This is a genomic window from Methylotenera sp. (assembly GCF_029946165.1).
Classification (GTDB): Bacteria; Pseudomonadota; Gammaproteobacteria; order Burkholderiales; family Methylophilaceae; genus Methylotenera.
In genome coordinates, this window is the sequence record NZ_JAQSDZ010000011.1 from 127,555 (window position 1) to 151,235 (window position 23,681).

General features: G+C 41.1%; 24 protein-coding genes and 1 tRNA gene. 13 read left to right on the top strand and 12 right to left on the bottom strand.

Features of this window, described 5'->3' with window-relative positions:
* Window positions 1–260: 260 nt before the first annotated feature.
* From PSV17_RS08145 to PSV17_RS08155, 3 genes are all read left to right on the top strand, one after another.
* Window positions 261–1,112: an HDOD domain-containing protein gene (locus PSV17_RS08145; protein WP_300481404.1), complete on the top strand. Its 852-nt coding sequence runs from the start codon at window positions 261–263 to the stop codon at window positions 1,110–1,112.
* Window positions 1,113–1,185: 73 nt separating this feature from the next.
* Window positions 1,186–2,013: a type I methionyl aminopeptidase gene (gene map, locus PSV17_RS08150; protein WP_300481406.1), complete on the top strand. Its 828-nt coding sequence runs from the start codon at window positions 1,186–1,188 to the stop codon at window positions 2,011–2,013.
* 4 nt (window positions 2,014–2,017) lie between these two features.
* A complete protein-coding gene (locus PSV17_RS08155) occupies window positions 2,018–4,669 on the top strand; it encodes a [protein-PII] uridylyltransferase (RefSeq protein WP_300481408.1) in 2,652 nt (883 codons plus the stop codon).
* A gap of 95 nt (window positions 4,670–4,764) precedes the next feature.
* On the opposite strand, the gene PSV17_RS08160 is transcribed toward PSV17_RS08155, so the two are convergent.
* Complete coding sequence (locus tag PSV17_RS08160; protein WP_300387802.1) at window positions 4,765–5,043, bottom strand: cupin domain-containing protein; 279 nt, start codon at window positions 5,041–5,043, stop codon at window positions 4,765–4,767.
* Between the two features lie 471 nt (window positions 5,044–5,514).
* On the opposite strand from PSV17_RS08160, the gene PSV17_RS08165 reads away from it, so the two are divergent.
* The 9 genes from PSV17_RS08165 (at window position 5,515) to PSV17_RS08205 (ending at window position 12,513) form a co-directional block, all read left to right on the top strand.
* Entirely contained in the window at window positions 5,515–6,768 is a 1,254-nt protein-coding gene (locus tag PSV17_RS08165) for a site-specific integrase (RefSeq protein ID WP_300481410.1), read from the top strand.
* A complete protein-coding gene (locus PSV17_RS08170; protein ID WP_300481412.1) occupies window positions 6,768–7,235 on the top strand; it encodes a hypothetical protein in 468 nt (155 codons plus the stop codon). Before PSV17_RS08165 ends, PSV17_RS08170 begins: the two co-directional genes overlap by 1 nt.
* Window positions 7,236–7,319: 84 nt before the next feature.
* Window positions 7,320–7,517, top strand: a complete 198-nt coding sequence (locus PSV17_RS08175) for an AlpA family phage regulatory protein (protein ID WP_300481413.1) — start codon at window positions 7,320–7,322, stop codon at window positions 7,515–7,517.
* A 63-nt stretch (window positions 7,518–7,580) separates the two neighbouring features.
* A complete protein-coding gene (locus tag PSV17_RS08180) occupies window positions 7,581–9,887 on the top strand; it encodes a primase-helicase family protein (RefSeq protein WP_300481414.1) in 2,307 nt (768 codons plus the stop codon).
* Window positions 9,888–9,924: 37 nt separating this feature from the next.
* On the top strand, window positions 9,925–10,050 hold the full coding sequence (locus PSV17_RS08185; protein WP_300481417.1) for a hypothetical protein: 126 nt from the start codon (window positions 9,925–9,927) through the stop codon (window positions 10,048–10,050).
* Window positions 10,051–10,168: 118 nt separating this feature from the next.
* Window positions 10,169–10,471 (top strand): hypothetical protein, encoded by a 303-nt coding sequence (locus tag PSV17_RS08190; RefSeq protein ID WP_300481420.1) that lies wholly within the window; start codon window positions 10,169–10,171, stop codon window positions 10,469–10,471.
* Between the two features lie 39 nt (window positions 10,472–10,510).
* Window positions 10,511–11,161: a hypothetical protein gene (locus PSV17_RS08195; protein ID WP_300481422.1), complete on the top strand. Its 651-nt coding sequence runs from the start codon at window positions 10,511–10,513 to the stop codon at window positions 11,159–11,161.
* A 301-nt stretch (window positions 11,162–11,462) separates the two neighbouring features.
* Window positions 11,463–11,912 (top strand): hypothetical protein, encoded by a 450-nt coding sequence (locus PSV17_RS08200; protein ID WP_300481424.1) that lies wholly within the window; start codon window positions 11,463–11,465, stop codon window positions 11,910–11,912.
* Between the two features lie 319 nt (window positions 11,913–12,231).
* Complete coding sequence (locus PSV17_RS08205; RefSeq protein WP_300481426.1) at window positions 12,232–12,513, top strand: hypothetical protein; 282 nt, start codon at window positions 12,232–12,234, stop codon at window positions 12,511–12,513.
* A gap of 109 nt (window positions 12,514–12,622) precedes the next feature.
* On the opposite strand, the gene PSV17_RS08210 is transcribed toward PSV17_RS08205, so the two are convergent.
* The 6 genes from PSV17_RS08210 to PSV17_RS08235 all read right to left on the bottom strand — a co-directional run bounded on the left by PSV17_RS08210 (window position 12,623) and on the right by PSV17_RS08235 (window position 17,253).
* A tRNA-Ser gene (locus PSV17_RS08210) sits at window positions 12,623–12,712 on the bottom strand.
* A gap of 63 nt (window positions 12,713–12,775) precedes the next feature.
* Window positions 12,776–13,324, bottom strand: coding sequence for a peptide deformylase (locus tag PSV17_RS08215; protein WP_300481428.1), 549 nt, complete (start codon window positions 13,322–13,324; stop codon window positions 12,776–12,778).
* A gap of 21 nt (window positions 13,325–13,345) precedes the next feature.
* Window positions 13,346–14,098 (bottom strand): S-methyl-5'-thioinosine phosphorylase, encoded by a 753-nt coding sequence (locus PSV17_RS08220; RefSeq protein ID WP_300481431.1) that lies wholly within the window; start codon window positions 14,096–14,098, stop codon window positions 13,346–13,348.
* 136 nt (window positions 14,099–14,234) lie between these two features.
* On the bottom strand, window positions 14,235–14,648 hold the full coding sequence (locus PSV17_RS08225; RefSeq protein ID WP_300481433.1) for a nuclear transport factor 2 family protein: 414 nt from the start codon (window positions 14,646–14,648) through the stop codon (window positions 14,235–14,237).
* Between the two features lie 24 nt (window positions 14,649–14,672).
* The gene (gene narL / locus PSV17_RS08230; RefSeq protein ID WP_300481435.1) at window positions 14,673–15,311 is read right to left on the bottom strand and encodes a two-component system response regulator NarL; all 639 of its coding nucleotides are present in this window, start codon (window positions 15,309–15,311) and stop codon (window positions 14,673–14,675) included.
* Between the two features lie 112 nt (window positions 15,312–15,423).
* Window positions 15,424–17,253, bottom strand: coding sequence for a histidine kinase (locus tag PSV17_RS08235; RefSeq protein WP_300481436.1), 1,830 nt, complete (start codon window positions 17,251–17,253; stop codon window positions 15,424–15,426).
* A 66-nt stretch (window positions 17,254–17,319) separates the two neighbouring features.
* Between PSV17_RS08235 and PSV17_RS08240 the strand changes: the two genes are divergently transcribed.
* Window positions 17,320–18,681: a PAS domain-containing protein gene (locus PSV17_RS08240; protein ID WP_300481437.1), complete on the top strand. Its 1,362-nt coding sequence runs from the start codon at window positions 17,320–17,322 to the stop codon at window positions 18,679–18,681.
* A 35-nt stretch (window positions 18,682–18,716) separates the two neighbouring features.
* On the opposite strand, the gene PSV17_RS08245 is transcribed toward PSV17_RS08240, so the two are convergent.
* From PSV17_RS08245 to PSV17_RS08265, 5 genes are all read right to left on the bottom strand, one after another.
* Window positions 18,717–19,757, bottom strand: coding sequence for a DUF3445 domain-containing protein (locus PSV17_RS08245; protein ID WP_300481439.1), 1,041 nt, complete (start codon window positions 19,755–19,757; stop codon window positions 18,717–18,719).
* A gap of 81 nt (window positions 19,758–19,838) precedes the next feature.
* Entirely contained in the window at window positions 19,839–20,792 is a 954-nt protein-coding gene (locus tag PSV17_RS08250) for a PDR/VanB family oxidoreductase (RefSeq protein WP_300481441.1), read from the bottom strand.
* Complete coding sequence (locus PSV17_RS08255; protein WP_300481444.1) at window positions 20,789–21,385, bottom strand: dimethylamine monooxygenase subunit DmmA family protein; 597 nt, start codon at window positions 21,383–21,385, stop codon at window positions 20,789–20,791. The genes PSV17_RS08250 and PSV17_RS08255 overlap by 4 nt, the downstream gene beginning before the upstream one ends.
* Before the next feature lie 2 nt (window positions 21,386–21,387).
* Window positions 21,388–22,509, bottom strand: coding sequence for an aminomethyltransferase family protein (locus PSV17_RS08260; protein WP_300481542.1), 1,122 nt, complete (start codon window positions 22,507–22,509; stop codon window positions 21,388–21,390).
* 206 nt (window positions 22,510–22,715) lie between these two features.
* Window positions 22,716–23,681 (bottom strand): electron transfer flavoprotein subunit alpha/FixB family protein, encoded by a 966-nt coding sequence (locus PSV17_RS08265; protein ID WP_300481446.1) that lies wholly within the window; start codon window positions 23,679–23,681, stop codon window positions 22,716–22,718.

The following is a 23,681-nucleotide window of genomic DNA, read 5'->3' on the forward strand; positions in this document are numbered from 1 at the left end:
TAACGTTACATTTTTTCAAATGTATTTCTGCCAAATTGCAGAGGCGAAATAATACCACTAAGCATATGAGTTTACTAGCTTATTCATTTACTTATTGAATACAAATTCTGGCTCGATTATATTAAACTCAATTATTAAGTAGCTAAATTTTAATTCAGACCGCAGCAATTGCAAGGTATACGTTATTTTTGCAGCTCTTATTATTGGATATGAAAATGGTTGACTAGCGTATGTTATGAAGTTACTGAAGGAGATTGTAAATGACATCAACACCTCAAGAGCTTGCCTCAAAAGACATTAACACCTGGATTAACTTTATTAGGAATGCAGAAATCCCAGTACTTAAACATACTGCACGTGAAGTTGCTCGCCTTAAAGAGGATGAAGATAATCAAAGCGCACGCGCTATTTCTACCGCCGTTCTAAATGACCCTATGATGATATTTAGAGTGTTAAGCTTTGCCCAAAATCATCGAGCAAAAAAACAACTACAAGATTTAGCTCAGGCTGATCAGGCAATATTAATGATGGGGACAACGTCATTTTTCACCTATCTATCACCTAAAATTTTGGTTGAAGACATGCTAAAAAGCAACCTTCCAGCTTTAATGAATCTACTTAAACTCGTCCGTCGCGCGCATCAAGCCGCTCATTTTGCTGCGGACTGGGCTACACATTTAGCCGATTTACATGCCGAAGAAGTACGCACTGCAGCATTGCTACATGATTTATCTGAAATGTTAATGTGGTGTTTCGCGCCAGATAAAATGAATGCTATATATGCCTTGCAACAAGCAGATAAATCACTCCGCAGCGCAGCCGCTCAAGAAGAGGTATTAGGCTTTAAATTATTAGATTTACAAAAAGAGCTAGTTGCAGCATTTCAACTACCGCCACTTCTTTCCAAACTCATGCAGGATAGCGCATCAAGCGAGCAGCGTGTGCGCAATGTTACTCTTGCTGTAAATTTGGCAAGACATTCTGCTAACGGCTGGGATGATGCAGCCTTGCCAGATGATTACCGTGATATCGCCGAACTTTTACGCATGGATGTTGCCAAAGTAATGCGTATTGTGGGCACGCCGGCTACTGCCGCCACTAACATTCCTTAGTCTTAGCTAGAAATTGAAATTATGAATAATTGCTATGCTAAAATAGGCTTAATATTCACAAGTTAGCAAGTTCATGGCAATCTCAATCAAAAATCAGCAAGATATAGAAAAAATGCGCATCGCAGGCAAACTTGCCTCAGAGGTGCTTGATTTCATTACCCCTCACGTAGTACATGGCGTGACAACAGATCAACTAGACAAACTTTGTCACGATTACATTGTTGACGTACAACAAGCAATCCCTGCTCCGCTTAACTATGCGCCTGATGGACATAGACCTTATCCTAAGTCGATTTGCACCTCCATTAATCAGCAAATATGTCATGGAGTCCCCAGCGACAAAGCGCTTAAGAATGGCGACATCGTCAATATTGACATTACCGTGATTAAAGATGGCTATCACGGCGACACAAGCCGTATGTTCTATGTAGGTGAAGTGACGAGCCAAGCTAAGCGCTTATGTGAAATCACTTACCAAGCTATGTGGCTAGGTATCAGCAAGGTTAAGCCTGGCGCCACCTTAGGTGATATTGGCTTTGCCATTCAAACGTTTACTGAAAAAAGTGGCTATAGCGTGGTGCGCGAGTTTTGCGGTCATGGTATTGGCAAGGTTTTTCATGAAGATCCTCAAGTCTTACATTATGGCAAAGCTGGTCAGGGCGTCGTGCTCAAAACAGGCATGATGTTTACTATTGAGCCCATGATTAACGCGGGAAAGCGTGACATTAAACACATGCCAGACGGCTGGACTATCGTCACTAAAGACCGTAGCCTATCTGCGCAATGGGAACATACAATTTTAGTCACAGAAACGGGTTATGAAGTAATGACCTTGTCAAGCGGCTCACCAGCAATCCCAGAGTTTGTGCTAAAACTAGAGCCTGCGCCAAAGCCAATCTAGCAAAATGTTGTTGGTTGATAAGAACAGTCAAGTAAATACGCAAAAAATGCCTGAGAAGAATAATATTGCCGCACTTCGGCAATATTTGAAAGACGGCTTTCTTGCGTTAAAAACTGACTTTCTAAAAACGCCAAATAACACGCGTCTATTTAAACAACACTGCAAGCTGATTGATCGCTTACTCATCAATATTTGGGAGCAAGCTAATATTGACAAGCATTGTTGCTTAATTGCAGTCGGTGGTTATGGTCGTGGTGAACTCTACCCCTACTCTGACATTGACTTACTTATACTCATTCCCGATTCTGAAGATCTACAAGCACATAGTGACAACAATATTAAACTCGAAGCATTGGTGGGTTTATTGTGGGATATTGGCTTAAATGTTGGGCATAGCGTACGCAGCTTGAGCGAGTGTATTCATGAAGCAGCAAAAGACATTACGGTACAAACTAATTTAATCGAATCTCGCTTAATTACAGGTGAGGATAGCTTCTATGAAAAGTTTTTAGATGAAATTAATCACTCACTCAGCAACCCAAATGCCATTGCCAGCTTTTTTATAGCAAAACAAAAAGAACAAAATAATCGTCATGCCAAATTTAACGATACTGCTTACAATCTAGAGCCCAATATTAAAGAAAGTCCTGGCGGTTTACGCGACCTTCATATGATATTGTGGATTGCGCAAAGCATAAACATGACAAGTGCGCGTCCGTCAGCAGCTAAGAATATTTGGGGCTTACTTACTCAGCAAAACATTATTTCAGCGCTCGAAGCTCGACAGATTCAACAACATCAAAGCAATTTACAACTACTTCGCATACGCTTGCATTTCATCAGCAAACGTCGGGAAGATCGCTTACTATTTGACTTTCAGAATGAACTGGCTGATTCGCTAGGTTACGTTAACACGCCTCGCAAACGCGCAAGCGAACAGCTCATGCAAAGTTACTATCGCAGCGTGAAATTCGTTAGCCTAATGAACGAAATTTTGCTCAAGTCTTTTCAGCAGATTATTGCCGTTAATCCGCCAATCATAAAGTCAATTAATGCGCACTTTGAGTCGCACGATCAATTATTAGAAGCTAAAACAGCAGGATTGCTGCAACAACAGCCATCAGCAATTTTCGAAGCATTTTTGCTTTTACAGCAACATCCAGAACTCGATGGAATGGGCGCAACATTATTGCGCAATATGCAAAGAGTTAAGCGCTTAGTTAATCGTGATTTTAGACAAAACATTGTTAATAAAAAGCTATTCATTGAAATCCTCTCGCAGCCAAGTGGCGTCAATCATGCACTTCGCGCCATGAACCGTTATGGCATTTTAGGTAGCTACATTCCAGCATTTGGCAAAATTATTGGTCAAATGCAACATGACTTATTCCATGTTTATACTGTTGACGAGCATATTCTCAATGTATTGGCTAATCTGCGACGCTTTGCTAAGCCAGAACTTAAACACGAGTTTCCATTATGCAGCAGGTTATTTGCCGAGTTTGATGCACCGCATTTACTGTACTTAGCGGCTCTATTTCACGACATTGCAAAAGGCCGTGGTGGTGACCACTCCACACTTGGCACGGTTGATGCAATTAAATTTTGCAGACTACATGGGCTTTCAAAAGTAGATAGCGCATTTGTTGCGTGGCTAGTAGCCGCACATTTGCAAATGTCTTCTACCGCACAAAAATCGGACTTGTCAGACCCTAGTGTAATTGAGACATTCTCTCGTTTCGTTCAAAACGAACGTCGATTAGTAGCATTATATTTATTAACTGTTGCTGATATTCGAGGCACAAGCCCACTAGTGTGGAATGCGTGGAAAGCAAGGCTTTTGGAAAGCCTATTCAATGCCACCAAGCACGCATTGGCTAACCAATTACTTTATGTACAACAAGCCATTACAATCCGTAAGTCAGAAGCCGCAGAGCGACTTAATAAGTTTGGCTTAAGCAAACATTCTTACGAGCATTTATGGGAAAAGTTCGGCTCTAATTACTTTATTCGGCATGAAAGTGATGAAATCGCTTGGCATAGCCGTTTACTAACGCCACATCTAGATACCACGCAAGCAATTGTTCGAGCGAGGTTAAGTCCTAGCGGTGACGGTATTCAGGTAATGATTTACAGCAAAGACCAAAACGATTTATTCGCTAGGATTTGTAATTTCTTTGATCGCATGGGCTACAACATTGTAGAAGCTAAGATCTACACGACTGATCACGCCTATGCATTAGACAGCTTTATTGTTTTAGATCAATCAGGTAAGTCGGTAAGTTATAGTGGTTTATTAAAGTTTATTGAAATAGAACTCACACAAAAGCTTGATAAAACTCAACCACTCGAATCACCGCTTAAAGGTCGGATCAGCCGCCAAGTGAAGCACATGCCTATTTTGGCGCAAGTCACTATTACGCAAGAAGCTGATAACAATAATCACAAACTAGAAATCATCGCAAACGATCGCCCTGGCTTACTCGCGACATTAGCGCATCAGTTTTTAATGCTTGAGATACAGTTGCATAATGCAAAAATTAACACTCTAGGTAATCGTGCTGAAGACACCTTTTTAATCTCTGCTAATAAGGGACAAAAACTTGATGCACTACGTATCATTGCGCTAAAAGAAGCGATTATTTCAGAAATTTAACTTCTAGTGGCAGTCAATCTAAAAGGCTAAACATTGAAGCAATAAAAAAGCCTTGAATAATCAAGGCTTCATTTATTTAACGCTCAAATATAAAATTATGAGTGTTTATAGTGTTTTTTCAATTGTTTAGTCACTTCCCAGTTTGATTTCAAACCTTTTGGAAATACTACAAAGTCACCTGCTTTAACTACAACAGTTTCGCCGCCCACTGGAGTAACGTGGATTTCACCTTCAAGCAAGTAAGCGCTTTCAGTTGCAGAATCGAAGTTCAATGGAAATTTAGATGGTGCGCAATCCCAAATAGACCAGCTAGACACGCCTAGTTCTTTTAATTTAGCTTCAGATGGGTTATGGTCAATGATAATTTGAGTCATGATTTATTCCTATTTAAAATGGTTTGATTGAAATACAAATGCCGCATTAAGCGGCATTAAAAAATTTGGCGAAAAACTATTATTCAACGCCAAGAAAATTGCAACAAAAATGCATCTGTAACGACACTATTGAATGATTATAACAATCATCACAATTATCGTCAAAACTAATAGAAATTTAATTGCCACTTACTAGGGGTTTAGTTTTGTTGAGCATGATTAACTCTATTTGACAGCGAATGGCAAGTACAAATTAAAAACGCCCCATCAGGAGCGTTTTAAAATATTCTGGCGGAAGAGGTGTCCCCCTTTCATATAAATCATACAGACCCATAAAGACACAATTAACTAAAAAATAGTACATATATACAGGTACTTGAAACTGTTTCGTGTCTTTATGGTTCTACTAGACAACTCATACAATCCCCTATAAAATGGTATACATTATGGTATACACAGGGTGAAGGCATCATGGCAAAGCGTAATCACGAAGCAGGAAAGCTAGCAGCAGTATCTCTTAAAAAGCTAGGTGAGGGCTGGCATGCTGATGGCGGCAATCTGTATTTACTTGCCAGGGGCGCTAGCCGAACATGGGTATTTAGATACACAGCGCCAGACGGCACGCGAAAGAATATGGGTCTAGGTTCTCTTAATTCCTTAAGTCTTGCAAATGCAAGGCAAATAGCTGCCGATTTTAGAGCGCAAGTAAAACACCCCAGCGATCCTGTAGACCCGATGCTAGCTAGACAAGAAAGCAGAGACGAAATTCGCACTGCAAAAGCCAAACGTACTACTTTTGAGCAAGCGGCAATCCAATATATAGTGTCAATGTCACCCGAATGGAAAAACGCAAAGCACATTAGCCAATGGAGCAACACGCTTAGAGATTACGCTTATCCTCATTTTGGTAACCTGCCGATAGATAAAATTGACACCCCTCTAGTAATGAAAGCACTAACCCCTATATGGCTAACTAAAACAGAAACCGCAAGCCGTTTACGTGGACGCATTGAATCAGTTTTGGACTGGGCTACAACAAGCCAGTATCGCACAGGCGAAAATCCTGCGAGATGGCGAGGCCATTTAGACAACCTTTTACCTAATCGCTCAAAAGTGCAAAAGGTAAAGCATCATGCAGCGCTATCCATTGACGAGATTAACCCTTTTATAGCTAGCTTACGCAGTCAGATAGGCCATGCAGCGCTGGCCTTAGAGTTATGCATACTTACAGCTACTAGGACGGGCGAAGTAATTGGCGCTAAGTGGTCTGAAATTGATCTTAAAAGTGCAACGTGGACGATACCCGCAGAGCGCATGAAAATGCGTAAAGAGCATGCCATACCCCTATCAACTAGAGCGCTTGAAATACTTAAGTCACAAGCAAAAACCCGCAATTCAGACTATATATTCTCAGGCAGAAAGATCGACAAGCCTTTAAGTAATATGGCAATGCTAGAGCTATTAAAACGCATGAAGCGTGATGATTTAACCGTCCATGGGTTTAGATCTACATTCCGTGATTGGGCTTCTGAGCGCACTAACTTTGATAGCAGCGTGTGTGAAATGGCTCTAGCCCACACTATTGGTAGCGATGCAGAACTGGCATACAGACGCGGGGATTTATTCCTGAAACGAACTAAACTAATGCAAGCATGGGCTGACTACTGCGAGTTAGAACAGCTTAAAGATGGCAGTAATGTAATGCATCTGCAAGGGGTGGCGTAATGGCTCATAGAAGAAGCTTACCAAAACCACTTAATGTTGATACACCACAAATGAGAGCAGCTATAAATTTAGTACAAGCTGTAGACGATAATAAAACTCCAGACGAAGGCTCACTGAAGGTTTTACGCGACGCGTTTTATATAATTTTTGGGGGCACTAAGCCTCAAGATATATTTGGTCACCCACTTGGATTAGTCCACCCGCCGCACAAGCCCAAAGGCTATGGATTTACTAGCGACGATATAGTGAGCGCTTGGATTGAACTAACTAAGCGGAATTATGAAGCTAACGGACTGGATGCGGTTAGTGCTCTTAAAAATGCAAAACGTGAAGCAAAGTTCGAATTTAACGATATCCAAAATGATGATGATAGATCCATTCGAAGGCATTGGGAGAAAGGCGAAAATACAGTCAAAAACTTATCTACCGCAGATTTAGAAGAAATCATAGCACCATATAAGATATAAAGCGGTCAAATAGTCCTTTTAATTGTGTCCTGTTTAGATGGGGCAATATAGTTTTAAATGGAGGCACTTACAAGGAGCCAAACCATGCAAACCATAATACCCGCCCCGCTACGCGCTTTACGCTGCGTTAAAGTAGCTGAAAAAACAGGACTTAGCAAAACGCACATATACCGCCTTATCAGTCAAGGAAAATTTCCTAAGCCTACTCATTTATCAGAGCGCGTCAGCGTTTGGTTCGAGCATGACATTGATGCTTGGCTTGCTGATAAGTTTGCTGCATAGCGATTCGTGTACACCTTACTAATTATAAAAAAATGCGCTGCTTGGCAGCACTAAGGGATAGCCATGGATGATATACAAACTTTAACAAAATCGGATATAACCGAAAAGCAGCCTAATAATACTGAGGTTAGATTTTCGCTTGGTAAAAACATTTACGATATCGCACCGATACAGCTCAACGCAAAAAACTTCGATGCATTCGAAAGTAAGGTGCTTTCTACTGTGTCAAACGCCAAGGGTGAAAAATTTATCTGCGCTCCACTTGCTATTGGGCTGCACCCTGATCAAGACAAATACAAGGGTGAAAATAACTGGCGACGTGCATCGTCGGTTCAGCCTCGTAACTATATATCTTTCGACTTCGATGGTTTTTGTAGTTCCGAAATGGCAGATACCATTTTTGATTACCTTGGGCGCTACCGTGGGTTCGGGTATTACACCTCTAGCAGCACACCACTAGCCCCACGCGCACGGGTAATTCTATCTTTAGACCGAAATGCTACGAGAGATGAATGTATGTTGGTTAACGGCGGCATTCAGGCTGATATCGAACTTTTTTTTGGTACAGATGCGGCGAAATTTGACGGTACAGTTTATAGAGGCGAACAGCCTGTATTCACCCCAGTAGGCAATGCTATTAATTTTTCTCTCGAAGGTAAGGCGGTCGAGGTCGATACAGTTTTAAAAAGAGTGCCGAGCTCGAACGAGAAAAAGGTCATCGACCATGAAAATGATCTAGGCGTTTTCAAACGAGAACCCTACCCGTTCACACAGCAAAACGCTGAAAATTTTCTAGATGCTGCTTGGGCTGTGTACCCTAATGGCCTACCCGACGGGGAATCGTTTTATGATTTTGGCGCTGCTTGTGCCGAATTGAATGTAGTACAACACTGGCCAGAGATCGAAGCACGCAAAGTTTTAGATGAAATAGCTAGTAAACCTGAGGGAGCTAATCAGTCTGGTAATAATACGGACTGGGCAAACTATATAAAAGGCACAAGAAACAGAGTAGCTAATGGCGAGCTTGTAGCTGGGCACAGGTCAGTGTTTAAAAAAGCTCGTGATAACGGCTGGAAGCCCAAAAGCGAAACTACTAAGACTGTGGTAGCTGATCGGTACTCTTTGATTAGACTTGGTTCTAAGGTCGGCATTATTGACAATTTACAAGCCGCAAAAGCTAGCACAATTAACCCGCTTAGTGTCTACAGCAGGGACGACGGAGGGCTCTTAATAAAAAGGCTAATAAAAGCCACAAACACGTCTGCGGATGCTAATAAAGCGTTTAACGAGTGGCTGCTTTCGCCAGACACGACTACATATGAAGGCATAGAGCTTAACCCTAATGTTACTACAGCTAGATGCTTGAATCTCTGGCATGGTCTATCCGTTACACCTAAACAGGGCGAATATGGGCTCATTGATAAATTTATATTAGAAGTTATTTGTAGTGAATCAAAAGAAATATTTATATACATATGGAATTGGCTAGCGCACATGGTTCAACGCCCAGCGGAAAAGCCAGGTATTTCACTCATATTGATCGGCGGCCAAGGTATCGGTAAAGGAACTTTCGCGGTTAAGCTATTTGGTGGGTTGTTTGCCGACCATTTTTTACACCTACAAACCGCGGCGGCGATCACGGGCGATTTTAATCAGTCTCTAGAAAGTTCATTTAATCTATTTGTGGACGAAGCCGTTGTTAATAACGACCGTAAGGCTGCTAACGTGCTAAAGGCTATTGAAACTGAACATAGACTACATGTTAACCCAAAATTTCAAGCCTCAAGGCAGATCGAAAGCTATCACCGAATAATATATGCATCAAATAATGAGCACGCTGCGTATGTCGAGTTTGACGACCGCCGTAAAGTTGCATTACATGTATCAAGCGCACATAAGGGCGACTGGGATTATTGGGATCGGCTGGACAAGCAGATTGATAATGGTGGACTAGAGGCATTTGCCCACGCCCTACTTAATACTGACATCTCACAATTTCAAGTTAGAAATAAACCTAATACTGGGGAGTTACTAAAACAAAAAATTGCGTCGCTAGATGATTTTTCTAGGTGGTGGTTTGATAGGTTGTCGATGGGGGCGCAAACAAAATTTACAAACGACTGGGAAAACTTTGCCTCAACGGCCTCACTACATGGTGACTATTTAGATTTTCATAAGCTGCAAAACGTTAGGGGCAAGACCCCCAGCATTCAAGAATTTGTAGATAAACTAAAATTAATATGCCCAAAGGTAACACCTACCCAGCAAGGGAGCGGGCATTCACGGAAAAGGGGCTTTACATTCCCGCCGCTACCAGACGCAAGGGTTGCATTTGAAAAGCGCTTGGGGGGTTCAATCTCATGGGATTAACACTCACATATGCGCGGCAATGCACGGAGCTCCTTGTATGCTCAAAGCCAATAACCACGGGGGTTCTGGCGATATATATGCATTACTCATTACTTTTCAAGAAGGTATATATAAGTACGTCTTATTGCCTTTATACATCGCCAGCATCGGCAGTTGGCGCTAACGCCTCGAAGCCCGTGCATTTTCTATATTTGTACTGGAACCCCCGCCAGCATTGGCTTTGAACATACACACGCAATGCACACCATCACTCACACTGATTACTTTTTAGGAGCTGTTTCGTGATTATCGACCAAAATTTAGTAAATTATTTGCAGACCCTCAACACTGAAGCCATGCAAGATCTTAAAACTACCCAAGCGCCTATCGTGTCTGAAAAAGTCGTCGCCCTTGCTGAAATCATTACTAAGTACCATGCAAATAGATCAATACCCGAACGCTGGCACCCAATCCAATTAGGTCGTTTAGCTGCAATGCTGGGTGTGTCTAGAGAGTTAGCGGCAGCTGCCTTAGTTCATGCGGGATGGTTAGAACATAAAAACGGTGTTACCTCACGCTGGCTGCCCAAAATCTATAAATCTTGACCACACATTCGAACTTACTACAAAAAGGAACACTAAAAAATGAACATATCAAACTTAGCAAAAAACCTGACTAAAGCGCAGGAAGAACATTTACCTTCAACCGTCTTAGAAGAGATGCTAGCAAAGCGTCGAGAAACAATTGCACGCGAGGGTCGGCTTATGCCAGAGTGCGGGGTTAAATACTTCCTCGAACATGACACAATAGGAAACATGTGGGCTACTGAATCTATGCATCTATCTGGCTCACATCGCATGCTTGATAAAGCGGGGGCTAAAGCGCGTGGCACTGCTCCGTCTGCATCGTGGCGAACCAGCTCTGCTATGGAGTTGAGTGTATTTTCACATATAATTGGTTGGCGAATTCTGCCTGCTTTACACGCAATGGCAAAAATTGCTGGTTGCCATGATTTAGTGACTGAATACGAAACAGCTTGGCGCAAACGGGTTGATACTGCCGATGGAGTTTATACTGTTATTGTTGAAAACCACAACAAGACACTTGATGCAAACGCATCTGTTCTCGTGAGAAGCCATTTAGCAAAAGCTAGACGCATGTATTTCGATCAGCTGACTAACCTTAATTTTCTATATATTGAACTACACGACCAGATACCTAGCGACACTTATTTAGAACGCGCACTACAAAGTCCACCCGCCCTAGACCTGTGGGAACAAACTATGGCTGCATAAATTAAATATTTGGGAGTTTATTTAAGTAGAGAGCGATCTTGATTTTAAAGATATAAAAAATGTTATATTTAGAATGCCGCTAACTAAGATACTGAATGATTTGCTAAAGTAACACCTACAAAAGCAACTCCTAAAACCATATTAACGTGAGTGCAAAATGTCTAAGTCTGTATTTAATAGCCCCTATAAATTAGGGCATGTAAACAAGCTTACGTCTGATAGTATTATTTACGATATAAAAAAGCCTATTAAAAAAAATCAAGAAGTCAAAAACTCAGTTTATTTTTAAAGAATTATTAAAATGCCTAATGCCTCAGAGAAAATAAAACTAAGCTTTCCGCTTTCGAAAGCAATTTTTCCGACATTACCCCTGAAAATGCTATCTACGACATTGGTATATGAGTTCTTCACAAATAGTGAAAATTACGAGATAGCTAAAAAGTTACTAAAAAAATCCCCCGACGCGAGTTTAAATGATCTGCTAGATATCTTAAAAAAACTTAATGTTGAAGAAAAAATATGTTGTCCATATTTGTGGGGATTACAACCTTTTGCTCCGTCCAAACGTGCCATATATGAAGATGTACTGGGTAATAGATTTATAAAACTTGATAATAAATGGAGGCAAGTTTTTCAGACTGACTATTTCGGGGATTTGCTAGGAATCTATCTGACGGAAGGAATTGTTCCAAAAAACGCTTATTTTTGGATATACCAAGAATTTGGCTATGCAAAACCTCATATTGTTTAATTACCTAATATGTAAACATCTTTACACATGGTTAAAATAGCCCTCACGATTTACGGCACCCGTGGGCACCCCACCCCCTAGAGTTATGCTTGTCCCACCCCCCCCCTACCCCTGCGGCATCAAACATAAATTTGAAGTCCTAATCAGAAAATAACTGGTAAGTGTATTACATGTGTTTACATGTAAACCTTTGTTTTTATTGACATATTTATGGTTAGCGTTTAAGGTTATAGGTGCTGAATAAGCACCATATAGACCGATGCAGCACATTAAAACCCGCTGAACGGTTAACTATAAACTAACTATTAGGAGTAGAACCATGGCTAACTTAGACTTAAACGATAAAATCACTAACGCACTGATAGACTTACCTAGCGCAGACCTAGATCAATATATAAAAACTCGTCGCAGAACAATGAATGAAGTCGAAATAGAAGCCATACGTGCGGCGCATACGGCGTTGAATAACAAGCGTAATGAGGCGCAAACTTCACTTTGGTGGGATAGGTATACCGAACTCTTAAATAGATGTACTACACGCCGAGAAATGGCTTTGTTAGTATTTGCTGATTGCTGCTTTGAGGCGTCGCTATCGTTTTAGAGGTTAGTGCAAGTATTAAGATTAAGAACTCTTACCGCGTCAAAAATGGTATGCAAAATGGTATACAGAAATAAAAAACGCCCCGTAAGGAGCGTAATCACTAGCGTTCTGGCGGAAGAGGTGAGATTCGAACTCACGGTGGGCTCGCACCCACGACAGTTTTCAAGACTGTAGCATTAAACCGCTCTGCCACTCTTCCTTCATTTCCGCGTCAATTTCAGCGAAAGCAGGATTATAGCAAAGAATTTATAATATGGAAGCCTCAATCGTCAATAATATTTTGTCCGGGGAAAAATACTTCCGTGTAGCCAAAATCTTTTAGGTTTTTAATGCGCATTGGATATAGTACGCCATCCAAATGGTCACATTCGTGTTGCACTACACGCGCATGAAACCCACTCACCAATCTATCAATTGGATTTCCATATTGATCAAAGCCTGCATAATGTAAACGTAGATAACGTGGCACTATGCCTCGCATGCCAGGTACTGACAAACACCCTTCCCAACCATCTTCCACATCATCCCCAATAGGTGTAATCACTGGGTTAATGAGTACGGTGTATGGCACTGTGTCAGCGTCTGGGTAACGAGGGTTTTTACTTTCATCAGAAGTTTTTTGGCCAAAGATAACCACACGTAAACTTTCGCCTAGTTGCGGTGCGGCAATACCTGCACCGCTCATTGCCTCCATGGTATCTTCTAAATCTTGAATCAAATTATGTAGCTCAGGCGTATCAAATTCTTCAACTAGAGCTGCTTTAAGTAGCAAGCATGGCTCACCCATGCGTAACACTGGTTTAACTGCCATATTGTTTAACCGTCCTTTTGCTTAGTGCTTAAACCCGTTTTGTTTAACTAGCTGCGCAATAATGTTACGCACTCGCACCATAGTTTGATTTAAATTCTCGACTAATTCTTCGTATTGAATACCGTGAAGGCTATCTCCACGCCCTGCTGCGTGGTTGGCCACAGGGCAAATAGCCGCGTAACTGATGCCTAACTCTCGAGCGAGGGCAGCCTCTGGCATGCCAGTCATACCCACCATCGTGGCGCCGTCACGCTCAAGTCGATTGATTTCAGCAGCAGTTTCTAACCTTGGGCCTTGCATAGTTGCATATACACCTGTTGTGACTAAAGGCTCACCTATCGCCTTAGCTGCTTGCTCCCATTTCGCACGTAAATCTGGGCAATATGGTTCAGTAAAATCAATATGCTTCACTGGCAAATCAATTCCATCAAAATAGGTGCTTTTCCGACCATGCGTGTAATCAATAATTTGATGAGGCATTGCAATGACACCGGGCGCTAAGTCCTTATGAATGCCGCCTACCGTGGCAACCGCAGCAATTTCAGTGACACCTTGTAAATGTAAGGCAGAAATGTTTGCACGATAATTGACCTGATGTGGCGGAATGGTATGGCCATTACCATGACGCGCTAAAAACAATACTTCGCGACCTTCAATTTCACCAAATATGAGCGGCTGGGAAGGCTCGCCATAGGGTGTTCTTACAATCAAACGTCTTGTGATTTCTAAATTATCTAACTGAGTTAAACCTGTACCGCCAATAATTGCTAACATTACTTACAACCTATCTGTGTGTGTATTTATCACTATGGCATGAGAAAACCTTGATTGGCAAGCCCGAGAACTCTCAATTGCTTGATTAACTTCAGCGACTGCCGTTAAGTGCAATTGAAAATATGTGATTAAATCGTTAAGTCTTAATGGTAAACGATTTTAAGGTTGTGAAAACTTCCGTTTGAATTAACCATTTTCCACTATTTAGCATTTGCCATTTTGCTGAGTAAACTCCAGCCACCAAAATAATCTCTTGATCTTGAGAATACTTACCTGCCCAGCGTCCAAGTTCTTCAGCGCATGCAAATTTCTTACTAACACTTAATCTTGTAGTACGTCTTCTATAACAAACTATGGGATCAGAGCTAAAGGATTCTGACCAGCGCCGATGTTGCTCTGCTATTCCTTGTGATTGAATACCACGCCCCGTCATCACAAAGTAGTCTGAGCTAAAGAAGGTACAAATAGCATCCACATCTCGACGCACAATGGCGTGGTTGTAGCGTTTTCTCGCCTCACAAATTTCGTGTTGATGATTAAGCTTTTTCAATTAATTAAGTCTTGCTGAATGAACCTATTTTTTTCTATGCGCCCAAACGGCTGCTTCAAGCCGACTGGTTAACTTTAACTTACTCAACAGATGTTTGATGTGCACTTTTACGGTAGTGTCACTGATACCTAAAGACCTTGCGATGGTCTTATTATTTAAGCCATTTGCCAAACACTCTAGTATTTCCCTTTCACGTTCTGTTAAGGAAACTTCTTCCTCACTTCTGCTTAAAGATGGGCTGATTAGTGCATTTTTAAGAATCTCCGTTAAGCTCTCATGCAAAACCGTCACGCCGGACATTGCTTTTTTTAAATTATCACAAAGATCTTCTGGCTCCATGTCTTTTAATAAGTAGCCATCAGCACCAGCACGCAAAGCCTCAAGTAAATCGGCTTCAGCATCTGATACGGTTAACACAATACATTTTGATTCTAGCTTTGCTTCTTTAATATGTGAAAGGGTTTCGATACCATTCATGCCTTTCATATTTAAATCAATCAGCACTAAGTCTGGCTTCAACTGCTCTACTAGCAACAACCCTTCGGCACCAGAGGCGGCCTCACCAATTACTACGAACGATGCATCAGCTGAAATCATTTGGCTAACACCCCTGCGGAATAAAGCATGGTCATCGATAATAATGACAGAGGTAGGTTTGGTCATAATGCACTCCACTTATTGATGTTCATTTTATTGATGCTCACTTTGTTTAATTTCTTTTTGGTTAACTTCATATTTTTACGCCTAAATTAATACTAATCTTCACTGTTTATAGCTATTTGGGATGAAATAATAGTCTGACCCGCGTTCCACCTAGGCGTCTGGGGAGTATGTCAATTTTTCCGCCTAGGCAATGCGCACGCTCCGTCATAATCGCCAAGCCGTAGTGATGCGGCTTAGTCTTGTCAAACGCTACGCCATTGCCATCATCATCAATCGTCACTATCACGTCTCCTGAAGACTGTAAGACAAGCGCAATGGTAACTTTTTCTGCACCCGAGTGACGCACGATGTTTGATAACGCTTCCCGTACGACATGCAGTAAATGAAACTCCTCATTAACGCTCAATCGACATTCTTGCAAACGATTATCAAGCGTAATATTCAAGCTCGATCGTTGGGAAAATTCTTCTATAGCCTCTTCCAACACATGATCAAGCCCGCGTACGTCCATCTGCACTCTAAATGTAGTCAGTAACTCGCGTAATTCCCGATAGGCATTATCTAAACCTTCACGCATGTCATTGACGATAGCATCTGCACCAGACTCTATCAGTTGCGTACCAAAATTAGTCTGCAATCGTGCAATTTGAAACTTCATATACGACAGTGATTGCGCGAGTGAGTCATGCAGCTCTCTAGCAATCACTGCGCGTTCTTCTAATAATGCCACACGCCGACTTTCCTGTTCTTTGGCTTGGAAACCCATAGACAAAGCCAACATTTGAGCGGTCACTTCAAATAGTTGTAATTCTGTATCTTCAAAATAATGATTAGCTTCCGTTTCTAATAATAATATGCCCAACCAACCATTAGGGCTTGGCAGAGGAATCGTAATGCATTGCACACACTCACCTTTAATTAACTTAGTTTCGTGATTGACCAAAATTTGATTATTACTTTCATCAAACATGCTCTCATCAAAGGTCAGTGGCCAATAGCTAGAGAACAGCGCGCGTTGTGCCGAGATTCTCGATCCTTTTTCACTAAAAACCAATGCTGCATTACTCACACCTAAAGTACGCTCAAGTGAATAAAGCGTCTTTTTAATGGTAAGTTCGCTTAGTCCTGAGTTTCCAATCAATTTAGTTAGCTTTAACAAGAAATCCTGTGAAAGAATCATTTTCCGCATTTTTTCAGTGCTGGTTTTATTGATCCACTTAGTTTCAACCTGAATACCCTCAAGGCGGGCAGCCATTTCAGCAGTCAGCCTTTCAAGTAACTCAAATTCATCATCAAACTGCTTATTACCTTCACTTAAAATTAAACCATTGGGCACAGAAGCAATTATTTTACCGAGTCGATTGACCAGAATATTCCATGACATCAACATAATGCAGGCGCTTATGCAAAACACGAGTATTAAGCATACAAGTTGAAGTAATGAAACTAAAGATTGCTTGATAACAATATCTTTTTCCGCAGCAGCAACAAAGTCGTCATAAGCCTTAATAACGCCCTGCCCTTTATCAATCAATATTTCTTTTTCATCTCCATGTACTCTTGTATTTGCAAAATCTTTTCGCGCAGATAATAGTTTTTTGTATGCAACATCTAACTTTGTATCTTTTTGATTTTTAGCCCATGAATATAAAACATCTTCAAACTCACTTTGACTTTCATTTAATCGATTAAAGATTTCTTCCTTTTGATTAAAGTTGCTTTCGAGTTGGCTTACGCCTAATTTCCAAGTGGATTGATCCTGATATGCGCGATGAATAACGGAAAGATGATCTGGAATATAGTCAAACAAAAACAACGATCCCGCTTGCATCAATAAAACCGCCAAGACCATAGAAACAACTAATGCATGTAAATTCGCATAAAGCTTATGTTTGATTAAAGATTTGCGTATTAATCTAAGAATATTCAAAATATTTTGCATATTTACTCTGGTTCTTTTTATACTCTAATACTGTCATATTACAGCTTCAAAATTGGGCATAACGTAATGAGTATATTTATTTTTTCTACGCTAATCATTGGTATTATTTTCTTTGTGATACTTGGTTCATGGTACAACATTCAAGGGCCTTTCTTACTACATGTTGTCATGTTAATTTCAACTGCCGTTGCTATATTTTCTGCTGCACTTGTTATTATTATTCAGCCCTTATTCACCTCAAAGAAATTACGTATCAATCAAAATCTGAATCAAGAAGCAGCGTGGGGTCGAGAGGTTTCAAGCACCCTATCTTCACCTGCTGCCATGCTGGATGGCTATGTCGTAAAATTCATCAACACACCATTTCTCCAAATGCTAGGCATGGCCGATATGGCGGATCAAATTATCGGCATGCCCTTTACTAACTTGATACATCCTACAGATCATCAAAGCTTTGCTAACCTCAATGCTGAGGCTACAACAGGTAAAACTAATAATGACCCAACAAAAATTCGATTAATTTGCGCCGACGGTACCACTTTACCTTCAAATGCCAGCCTTACTCGTATGCGCGAAGATGGTCAAAATAGCCTTACTCTCTTTCAATTCACACCAATTTCCGCAACCAGCCCATTAACAAACGATTTTGAATCTCAGTTTAACTACCACCTTATTATCGACAGATTAGAGGAAATCGTTTTTCAAATTAGTGCGGAAGGTAAAATAATTTTCCTTAACCCCGCATGGGAAAATTTACTCGAACTCAAAGTTCATGACTGTCTAAATAAGTCACTCTTGGAGTTTTTCCATCCTGAAGACAGACCTATGCTAGAGGCTAGACTAAATTCCTTAACACAAGGAAAAAGGTCTAACTGCACACTAGAAGCGCGACTTCTCTCAGTTCACGGCTATCCAAATTGGATTGTCATACGCGCAAAAGCCACCTCCTCCTCCGCTGGCGAAAGAACTAGCGTAATAGGCACCATGACCAACATCCAAAACAATAAAGAGGCTGAAGCAAGCATATTAGCGAGTCGTCGAGCATCTAACTCTTTATTAAGTCATATTCCAGCTTTAGTCTATCGTGGTCGAAACGACCGTTTTTGGACATTTGAATATGTCAGCGACGGTTGTATCGACCTTACTGGTTATGACCCACAAGATTTTCTTAATGGCAATAATCTTAATTTCAACTTAATCATTCACCCAGATGATAGGGCTGAAGTATGGGAATCAGTAAATCAGCAACTCGGACTAAGTGAAAAATTTAAACTCATTTACCGCATTGTCACCCGTAAAGGTGAAACCAAAGTCGTACAAGAGTATGGTCGAGGCATCTTCTCTAGTACAGGCGAACTATTAGCTCTGGAAGGTTTTATTACCGAAATTCCAGAGCAACAATTTAAAGTGAAATCGCTACTTAATTAAAAGTGAACTAGATTAAAAGTAATCTAGCGAAAACATTACTCCGGTTGAGTTCCTACATCCATAGCCGAACCGTCATCAAACTTAGAAAGCCACTCAACCATCATTGGGTGGAATTTAGTCATTCCTTTATATTCAATCAAATCTGGATGCATGGTTTTTTGAACGCGATGTAAGCGTTTTGCCCATCTTGGATAGCTGGAAAGCTCTTTTAAACTCATCAAGTAACAACGAATGCTGAAAACAATGGCATTGCTGCGTGGCAATCTGAATAAAGATTGTAATTCCACCCGAAGATGCACTTTATCAGCAACATTTTCTGGATTGACTGTATTCCGCTCGGTGCCCCATAGTGGGTAGTTTTCAGGCGAAGTGTCCAAGCGTGGATTTACTGTCATTGTCCAATTAAGTCTACGCACTGGGCTACCTAATTGTAGGTTGAGTAAATATTTAAGCGCTCTATCCATCACGCCTAATTCAGTTGCGCGGGGCACTGGTGCGTGCCATTCTCTCCATGACATTCCCACGTTAAATGCTAAAGACCAGTCTGCCTGACTCGTGACAAAGCCGCCATCTGCATATAAAGTTTCATCGCGTTGGTCAAGTAAAACAAAATCACCTTGCACTTGTCGGCTCATAAATTCAAATGGATCCATTGGCATAGTTGAAGCATCACCAAATACAAAACTTTGCTTAATGTTTAATGGTTTGTTTTCCCATGTCCAATTCAAGCCATCTTTTTTTAACGAAAAATGCTCAGGGTAATCATTTGATAGCGCCTCCATCGTCAGCTCAACAAAATCCCATTGCGCATCCATCATGTGCGGTAAAACTGCGTATCTACCGCGATCCAAGTCTAAAGTAATCTGCTTATCTAAACACTCTGCTACATAGTGTTCATCTACATCAAACGGAAATTCGCAAACAGTACCTTGCTTGCCTTTAACATGTGGTTCAATGTTGACCGAATACATATACTGATCTTCTGCAAAGGGAAACGGAAAGCGTTTAATTGCACTGGGAGAGTTACTATATTTATAGTCATTGCGAAATGTTTCTTGTTTAAATGCTAATGCCATTTTGTTCACCTTAATTTTATATTTTCAATATCAAGTGGTTTTAAACACTTAAGCCAATCAATCTCTAGTCAATCTTTGGCGTTATAGATCTAAAACCAATCGGTCACATCTAGCGCGAGAAACGCAAGGCATAATCTTTTTACCAGAGGCTTTTTCGGCGTCAGTTAAGAAATGATCGTGATGTAAAAGCGCACCATCTGATTCAAGTACATTAACTTCACAACGGCCACAAACACCGCCTCTACATAAGTAGTCAGCATCCACACCAGCGGCTTCGATAGCTTCAAGCATGCTCATTTCGGCAGGCACATGCACTTCTATGTTAGATTTTGCCAGTTGAATTTTGAATGGCTCACCAATACCTGGTGAGAGAAATTGCTCGCTATGAATATGATTCTCTGGCCAACCCAAATTTCTGGCAGCTTCAATGACTGCCACGACCATAGGATTTGGCCCGCAAACATATACATGGATACCTAATGGTTGTTTGCTGAGTAAATCAATCAGGTCTATTCGCTCATTTTTGCTATCGGCATAACAATGCAACTTATCATTGCAAATTGCCTTTAATTGCGCTGCAAATGCACCATGTTCTGGTGATCTAAATGCATAATGCAACTCGAAATTTGAATTCAACCGATTTAAATCAACCAATTGCGACATAAATGGCGTGATGCCAATCCCACCTGCAATTAAGATATGTTTATGTGCTTTTTTTGCAAGAGAGAAAAGGTTAACTGGATAAGTAATTTGCAGCGAGGTGCCAACCTCAACACTCTCGTGCATAAACACAGAGCCGCCTCTAGACTGCTCTTGTTTACGAACCGAGATATGATAAGCCTCAGTATCTACAGGTGAACCCATGAGTGAATATGGATTGCGATGTACCCTCCCCCCCACATTCATGGAGACTACCACATGGCTTCCACCTGAAAATGCCGGGAAAGGCGAACCGTCCTGTTTAACAAAAGTGAAGTGTTTAACTAGTGGCGTAACTTGCTCAACGGCAGCAACTTTAATATCAATCATACTCATGGATATATTTCCTCTATATCTGGTAATTCACCTGGTGACTCAGCATCTATCATCAAGCCCATGTAGGCGCCTAACTGGCGTGAAAAGTGATCTCGTACAAAAAGCATACGGCCGCAGCCTCTACACTTCACAATATTGGTTGTAACGGCATGCGTGGTAGCTTTGCAATGAACACAATAAATAGGTCTTGCCAATGTGCCTGTCAGCTCTTTCATCATGCCAACATCTTCAATGCCGAACTTATTTGCCACTTTTGCTACTGACCATATAAAGTCTTCAGAGCCAGCAATATAAAGCCGCATACCCATACACATGCCCTGCAAGACGCTATCCAACTTAGTTAAAACCTCTTGCTCAGTTTCTAAGAGTTGCAAACCCTCAGGCACTACTTTTACAAGTGTTTTAGAATAATCTGCCTCAGCATGGGGCATATACAACACAGTGATTGCTTGCTTGGGATGCATTAACTGAAACAATTTCAACACCGCCATGCCACCCTGACCTTGCGCTACTACCAAATGCGAAGTGGCTTTTTCATGCCACAATAATGAAGTGTAAACAGGCTTGCTTCTAATCCAATATCCACGTTCCATGATTAACCTTTCACTCTTTCTGGATATGTACGCAAGCGCATTGGATCGTAAAATGGCGTTTGAGCCACTCTTGCTTTGCAACTAGAATTTTTGCCGACTATTTCAACCTCAGAACCAATGGCTGAGTATTCAGGCTTGATATGCATCATCGCGATGGACTGCATTAAGTATTGGCTGTAACTGCTACTAGTAACAACACCAACTTCAATACCATTTTTCATGATTTTAGCGCCAGCTTCCACAGCCGTTGCACTTTGGCAAACAATACCGCCTTGTTTAACGCGCTCCTTACCTTTGGACTTTAATGCAGCCGCTTTACCTGTATATTCAGCTGCTTTATCAAGATCAATTGCCCAACCTAGACCAGCTTCCCAAGGGGTTGTGTCACCCTCTGGCATTTCAAACGGAAAGAACTGCAAAGCAGCTTCTACTCTAGTTAACTCCAGACAATTCCAAGAGGCTGGCATGATGCCAAAAGCTTTTCCTAGCTCAAGGATTTTGTCCCAAATGGCGACCGTATCTTTTGCTGCACTATATATTTCATAGCCGCGTTCTGCTGCATATCCACCACGGCCAATCATCACATCAATGCCAAATAAGGTAGTTTTAATAAAACTAAAATAGGGTAACTCGGACAATATAATGCCAACATGCGGCGTAAGAATTTCAAGCGATTTTGGACCTTGCAATGACAATACGTGCGTATCATCATCTTTTTGAACTTTAATGTTTTTTCCTACAGATAATTTACTTAAGTTTTCTGGTGTTTTACCACTTCCATGGGAGATTTTAAATTCATTGGCACCTAGACGAATAATCATAATATCGTCACACAAATCGCCAGCTTCATTCATTTCCACCGCGATAATGCCAGTGTTGATTTTAAGTTTGGTAATATCTTTGGCGACCATGGCATTTAATATCGCCTCAGCATCAGCACCAGTGACATCGACTAAGTTAAGTGCAGAAACATCGAATAAAGCTGCACGACTACGAACTGCAATCGTTTCATCATTGGGATCTGTGTTATAGCTCCAAGGAATGACCATGTCGTTCCATTTGTCGCCATCTAAACTGGATCCAAGCGTCGCGTGTCTATCGTTAAGAATAGAATTTCGCATTATTTTCCTTACCTAATAAAATGAAATTGTTAAGAGATTGATTACACATTATCGGAATAGAAAATCAGAGAAAATTCTCTTGAAGGTGTACTACTTAAGAGGTACTGAATATTGAGGGATAGATTTTGAGAAGTTTAATGAAATGGCGTGAAGACTAGGTCTTAGCCTCACGCCATTTAGAGAGTTTAATACTTGTAACTTTTTTGTTACTAAGCAGCCAGTTGGCTGTTCAGTTCTTCTTCAAAATCAAAAATATCTGCCACGATACCGTACTTAGCAATGGTAAAGATTGAAGCGCTCGGGTCAGTATTAACTGCAACAATAGTAGGTACATGTTTCATACCAGCCATATGCTGAATCGAACCAGAAATGCCTAATGCCACATAAAGTTTACATGAGCCAACTACTTTACCAGACTGTCCAACTTGCCTTGATTTCGGTAACCATCCTGCATCAGCAATTGGGCGTGAACAACATAAAGTAGCGCCAGCAGTTTCCGCTAACTCTCTAAACTGTTCAACATTAGTTTCTTCACCAATACCGCGACCGATAGACATAATAAAATCAACGGTGGTGATATCAATATCATTACCACCACCCTGCTCAACAAAGTCTTTGTTTTGGCTGCGCGATTGAACCGCAGGCAAATCAAAGTTACTTACAGTTGGGCTACCTGAACCTTCTAATGGCTTAAACACACTGGCGCGAATAGTCATGACAACAACACTCTTACCTGGAAAATCCACTTCTACATTCACTTTTTGATTATAGCCACCACGTGTTGCGACTAAATCACTGCCTTGATATTCGACGATGAACACATCGGTAGCGAATCCATATCCTGCTTTACTCGCTAATGTAGCCGCATAGCCAAGTGAGTCGACTGAGTGAGGCAGCAAGGCAACACTAGGATTTTTAGCCTCAATTAAAGCAGAAACTGCCGCTTCATAAACATCAGGATCAAATTCTGAAACTGGAGCTGCAATAGTTAATATTTCATCTACACCACTCACAGACAATGCAGTAGTAAACGTTTCAGCCTGACTGCCAATTACCGCAACCAAGACTTTGTCATCTGCCGATTTTTTCAAACCTTGTGCCGCGGAAATGAGCTCAAAGGTGACAGGGCGCAACTCATTACGACGATGCTCTGCAATTACCAAAATTGTACTCAT

Excerpts from the sequence above, each read along its gene's own strand:
- PSV17_RS08160 (WP_300387802.1), bottom strand. The coding sequence starts at position 5,043 with ATGACTCAAATTATCATTGACCATAACCCATCTGAAGCTAAATTAAAA.
- PSV17_RS08200 (WP_300481424.1), top strand. The coding sequence starts at position 11,463 with ATGCCTAATGCCTCAGAGAAAATAAAACTAAGCTTTCCGCTTTCGAAA.
- PSV17_RS08195 (WP_300481422.1), top strand. The coding sequence starts at position 10,511 with ATGAACATATCAAACTTAGCAAAAAACCTGACTAAAGCGCAGGAAGAA.
- PSV17_RS08235 (WP_300481436.1), bottom strand. The coding sequence starts at position 17,253 with ATGCAAAATATTTTGAATATTCTTAGATTAATACGCAAATCTTTAATC.
- PSV17_RS08265 (WP_300481446.1), bottom strand. The coding sequence starts at position 23,681 with ATGAGTACAATTTTGGTAATTGCAGAGCATCGTCGTAATGAGTTGCGC.
- PSV17_RS08175 (WP_300481413.1), top strand. The coding sequence starts at position 7,320 with ATGCAAACCATAATACCCGCCCCGCTACGCGCTTTACGCTGCGTTAAA.
- map (WP_300481406.1), top strand. The coding sequence starts at position 1,186 with ATGGCAATCTCAATCAAAAATCAGCAAGATATAGAAAAAATGCGCATC.
- PSV17_RS08170 (WP_300481412.1), top strand. The coding sequence starts at position 6,768 with ATGGCTCATAGAAGAAGCTTACCAAAACCACTTAATGTTGATACACCA.
- PSV17_RS08145 (WP_300481404.1), top strand. The coding sequence starts at position 261 with ATGACATCAACACCTCAAGAGCTTGCCTCAAAAGACATTAACACCTGG.
- PSV17_RS08205 (WP_300481426.1), top strand. The coding sequence starts at position 12,232 with ATGGCTAACTTAGACTTAAACGATAAAATCACTAACGCACTGATAGAC.
- PSV17_RS08240 (WP_300481437.1), top strand. The coding sequence starts at position 17,320 with ATGAGTATATTTATTTTTTCTACGCTAATCATTGGTATTATTTTCTTT.
- narL (WP_300481435.1), bottom strand. The coding sequence starts at position 15,311 with ATGACCAAACCTACCTCTGTCATTATTATCGATGACCATGCTTTATTC.
- PSV17_RS08155 (WP_300481408.1), top strand. The coding sequence starts at position 2,018 with ATGTTGTTGGTTGATAAGAACAGTCAAGTAAATACGCAAAAAATGCCT.
- PSV17_RS08185 (WP_300481417.1), top strand. The coding sequence starts at position 9,925 with ATGCTCAAAGCCAATAACCACGGGGGTTCTGGCGATATATATGCATTA.
- PSV17_RS08220 (WP_300481431.1), bottom strand. The coding sequence starts at position 14,098 with ATGTTAGCAATTATTGGCGGTACAGGTTTAACTCAGTTAGATAATTTA.
- PSV17_RS08250 (WP_300481441.1), bottom strand. The coding sequence starts at position 20,792 with ATGAGTATGATTGATATTAAAGTTGCTGCCGTTGAGCAAGTTACGCCA.
- PSV17_RS08165 (WP_300481410.1), top strand. The coding sequence starts at position 5,515 with ATGGCAAAGCGTAATCACGAAGCAGGAAAGCTAGCAGCAGTATCTCTT.
- PSV17_RS08255 (WP_300481444.1), bottom strand. The coding sequence starts at position 21,385 with ATGGAACGTGGATATTGGATTAGAAGCAAGCCTGTTTACACTTCATTA.
- PSV17_RS08245 (WP_300481439.1), bottom strand. The coding sequence starts at position 19,757 with ATGGCATTAGCATTTAAACAAGAAACATTTCGCAATGACTATAAATAT.
- PSV17_RS08215 (WP_300481428.1), bottom strand. The coding sequence starts at position 13,324 with ATGGCAGTTAAACCAGTGTTACGCATGGGTGAGCCATGCTTGCTACTT.
- PSV17_RS08180 (WP_300481414.1), top strand. The coding sequence starts at position 7,581 with ATGGATGATATACAAACTTTAACAAAATCGGATATAACCGAAAAGCAG.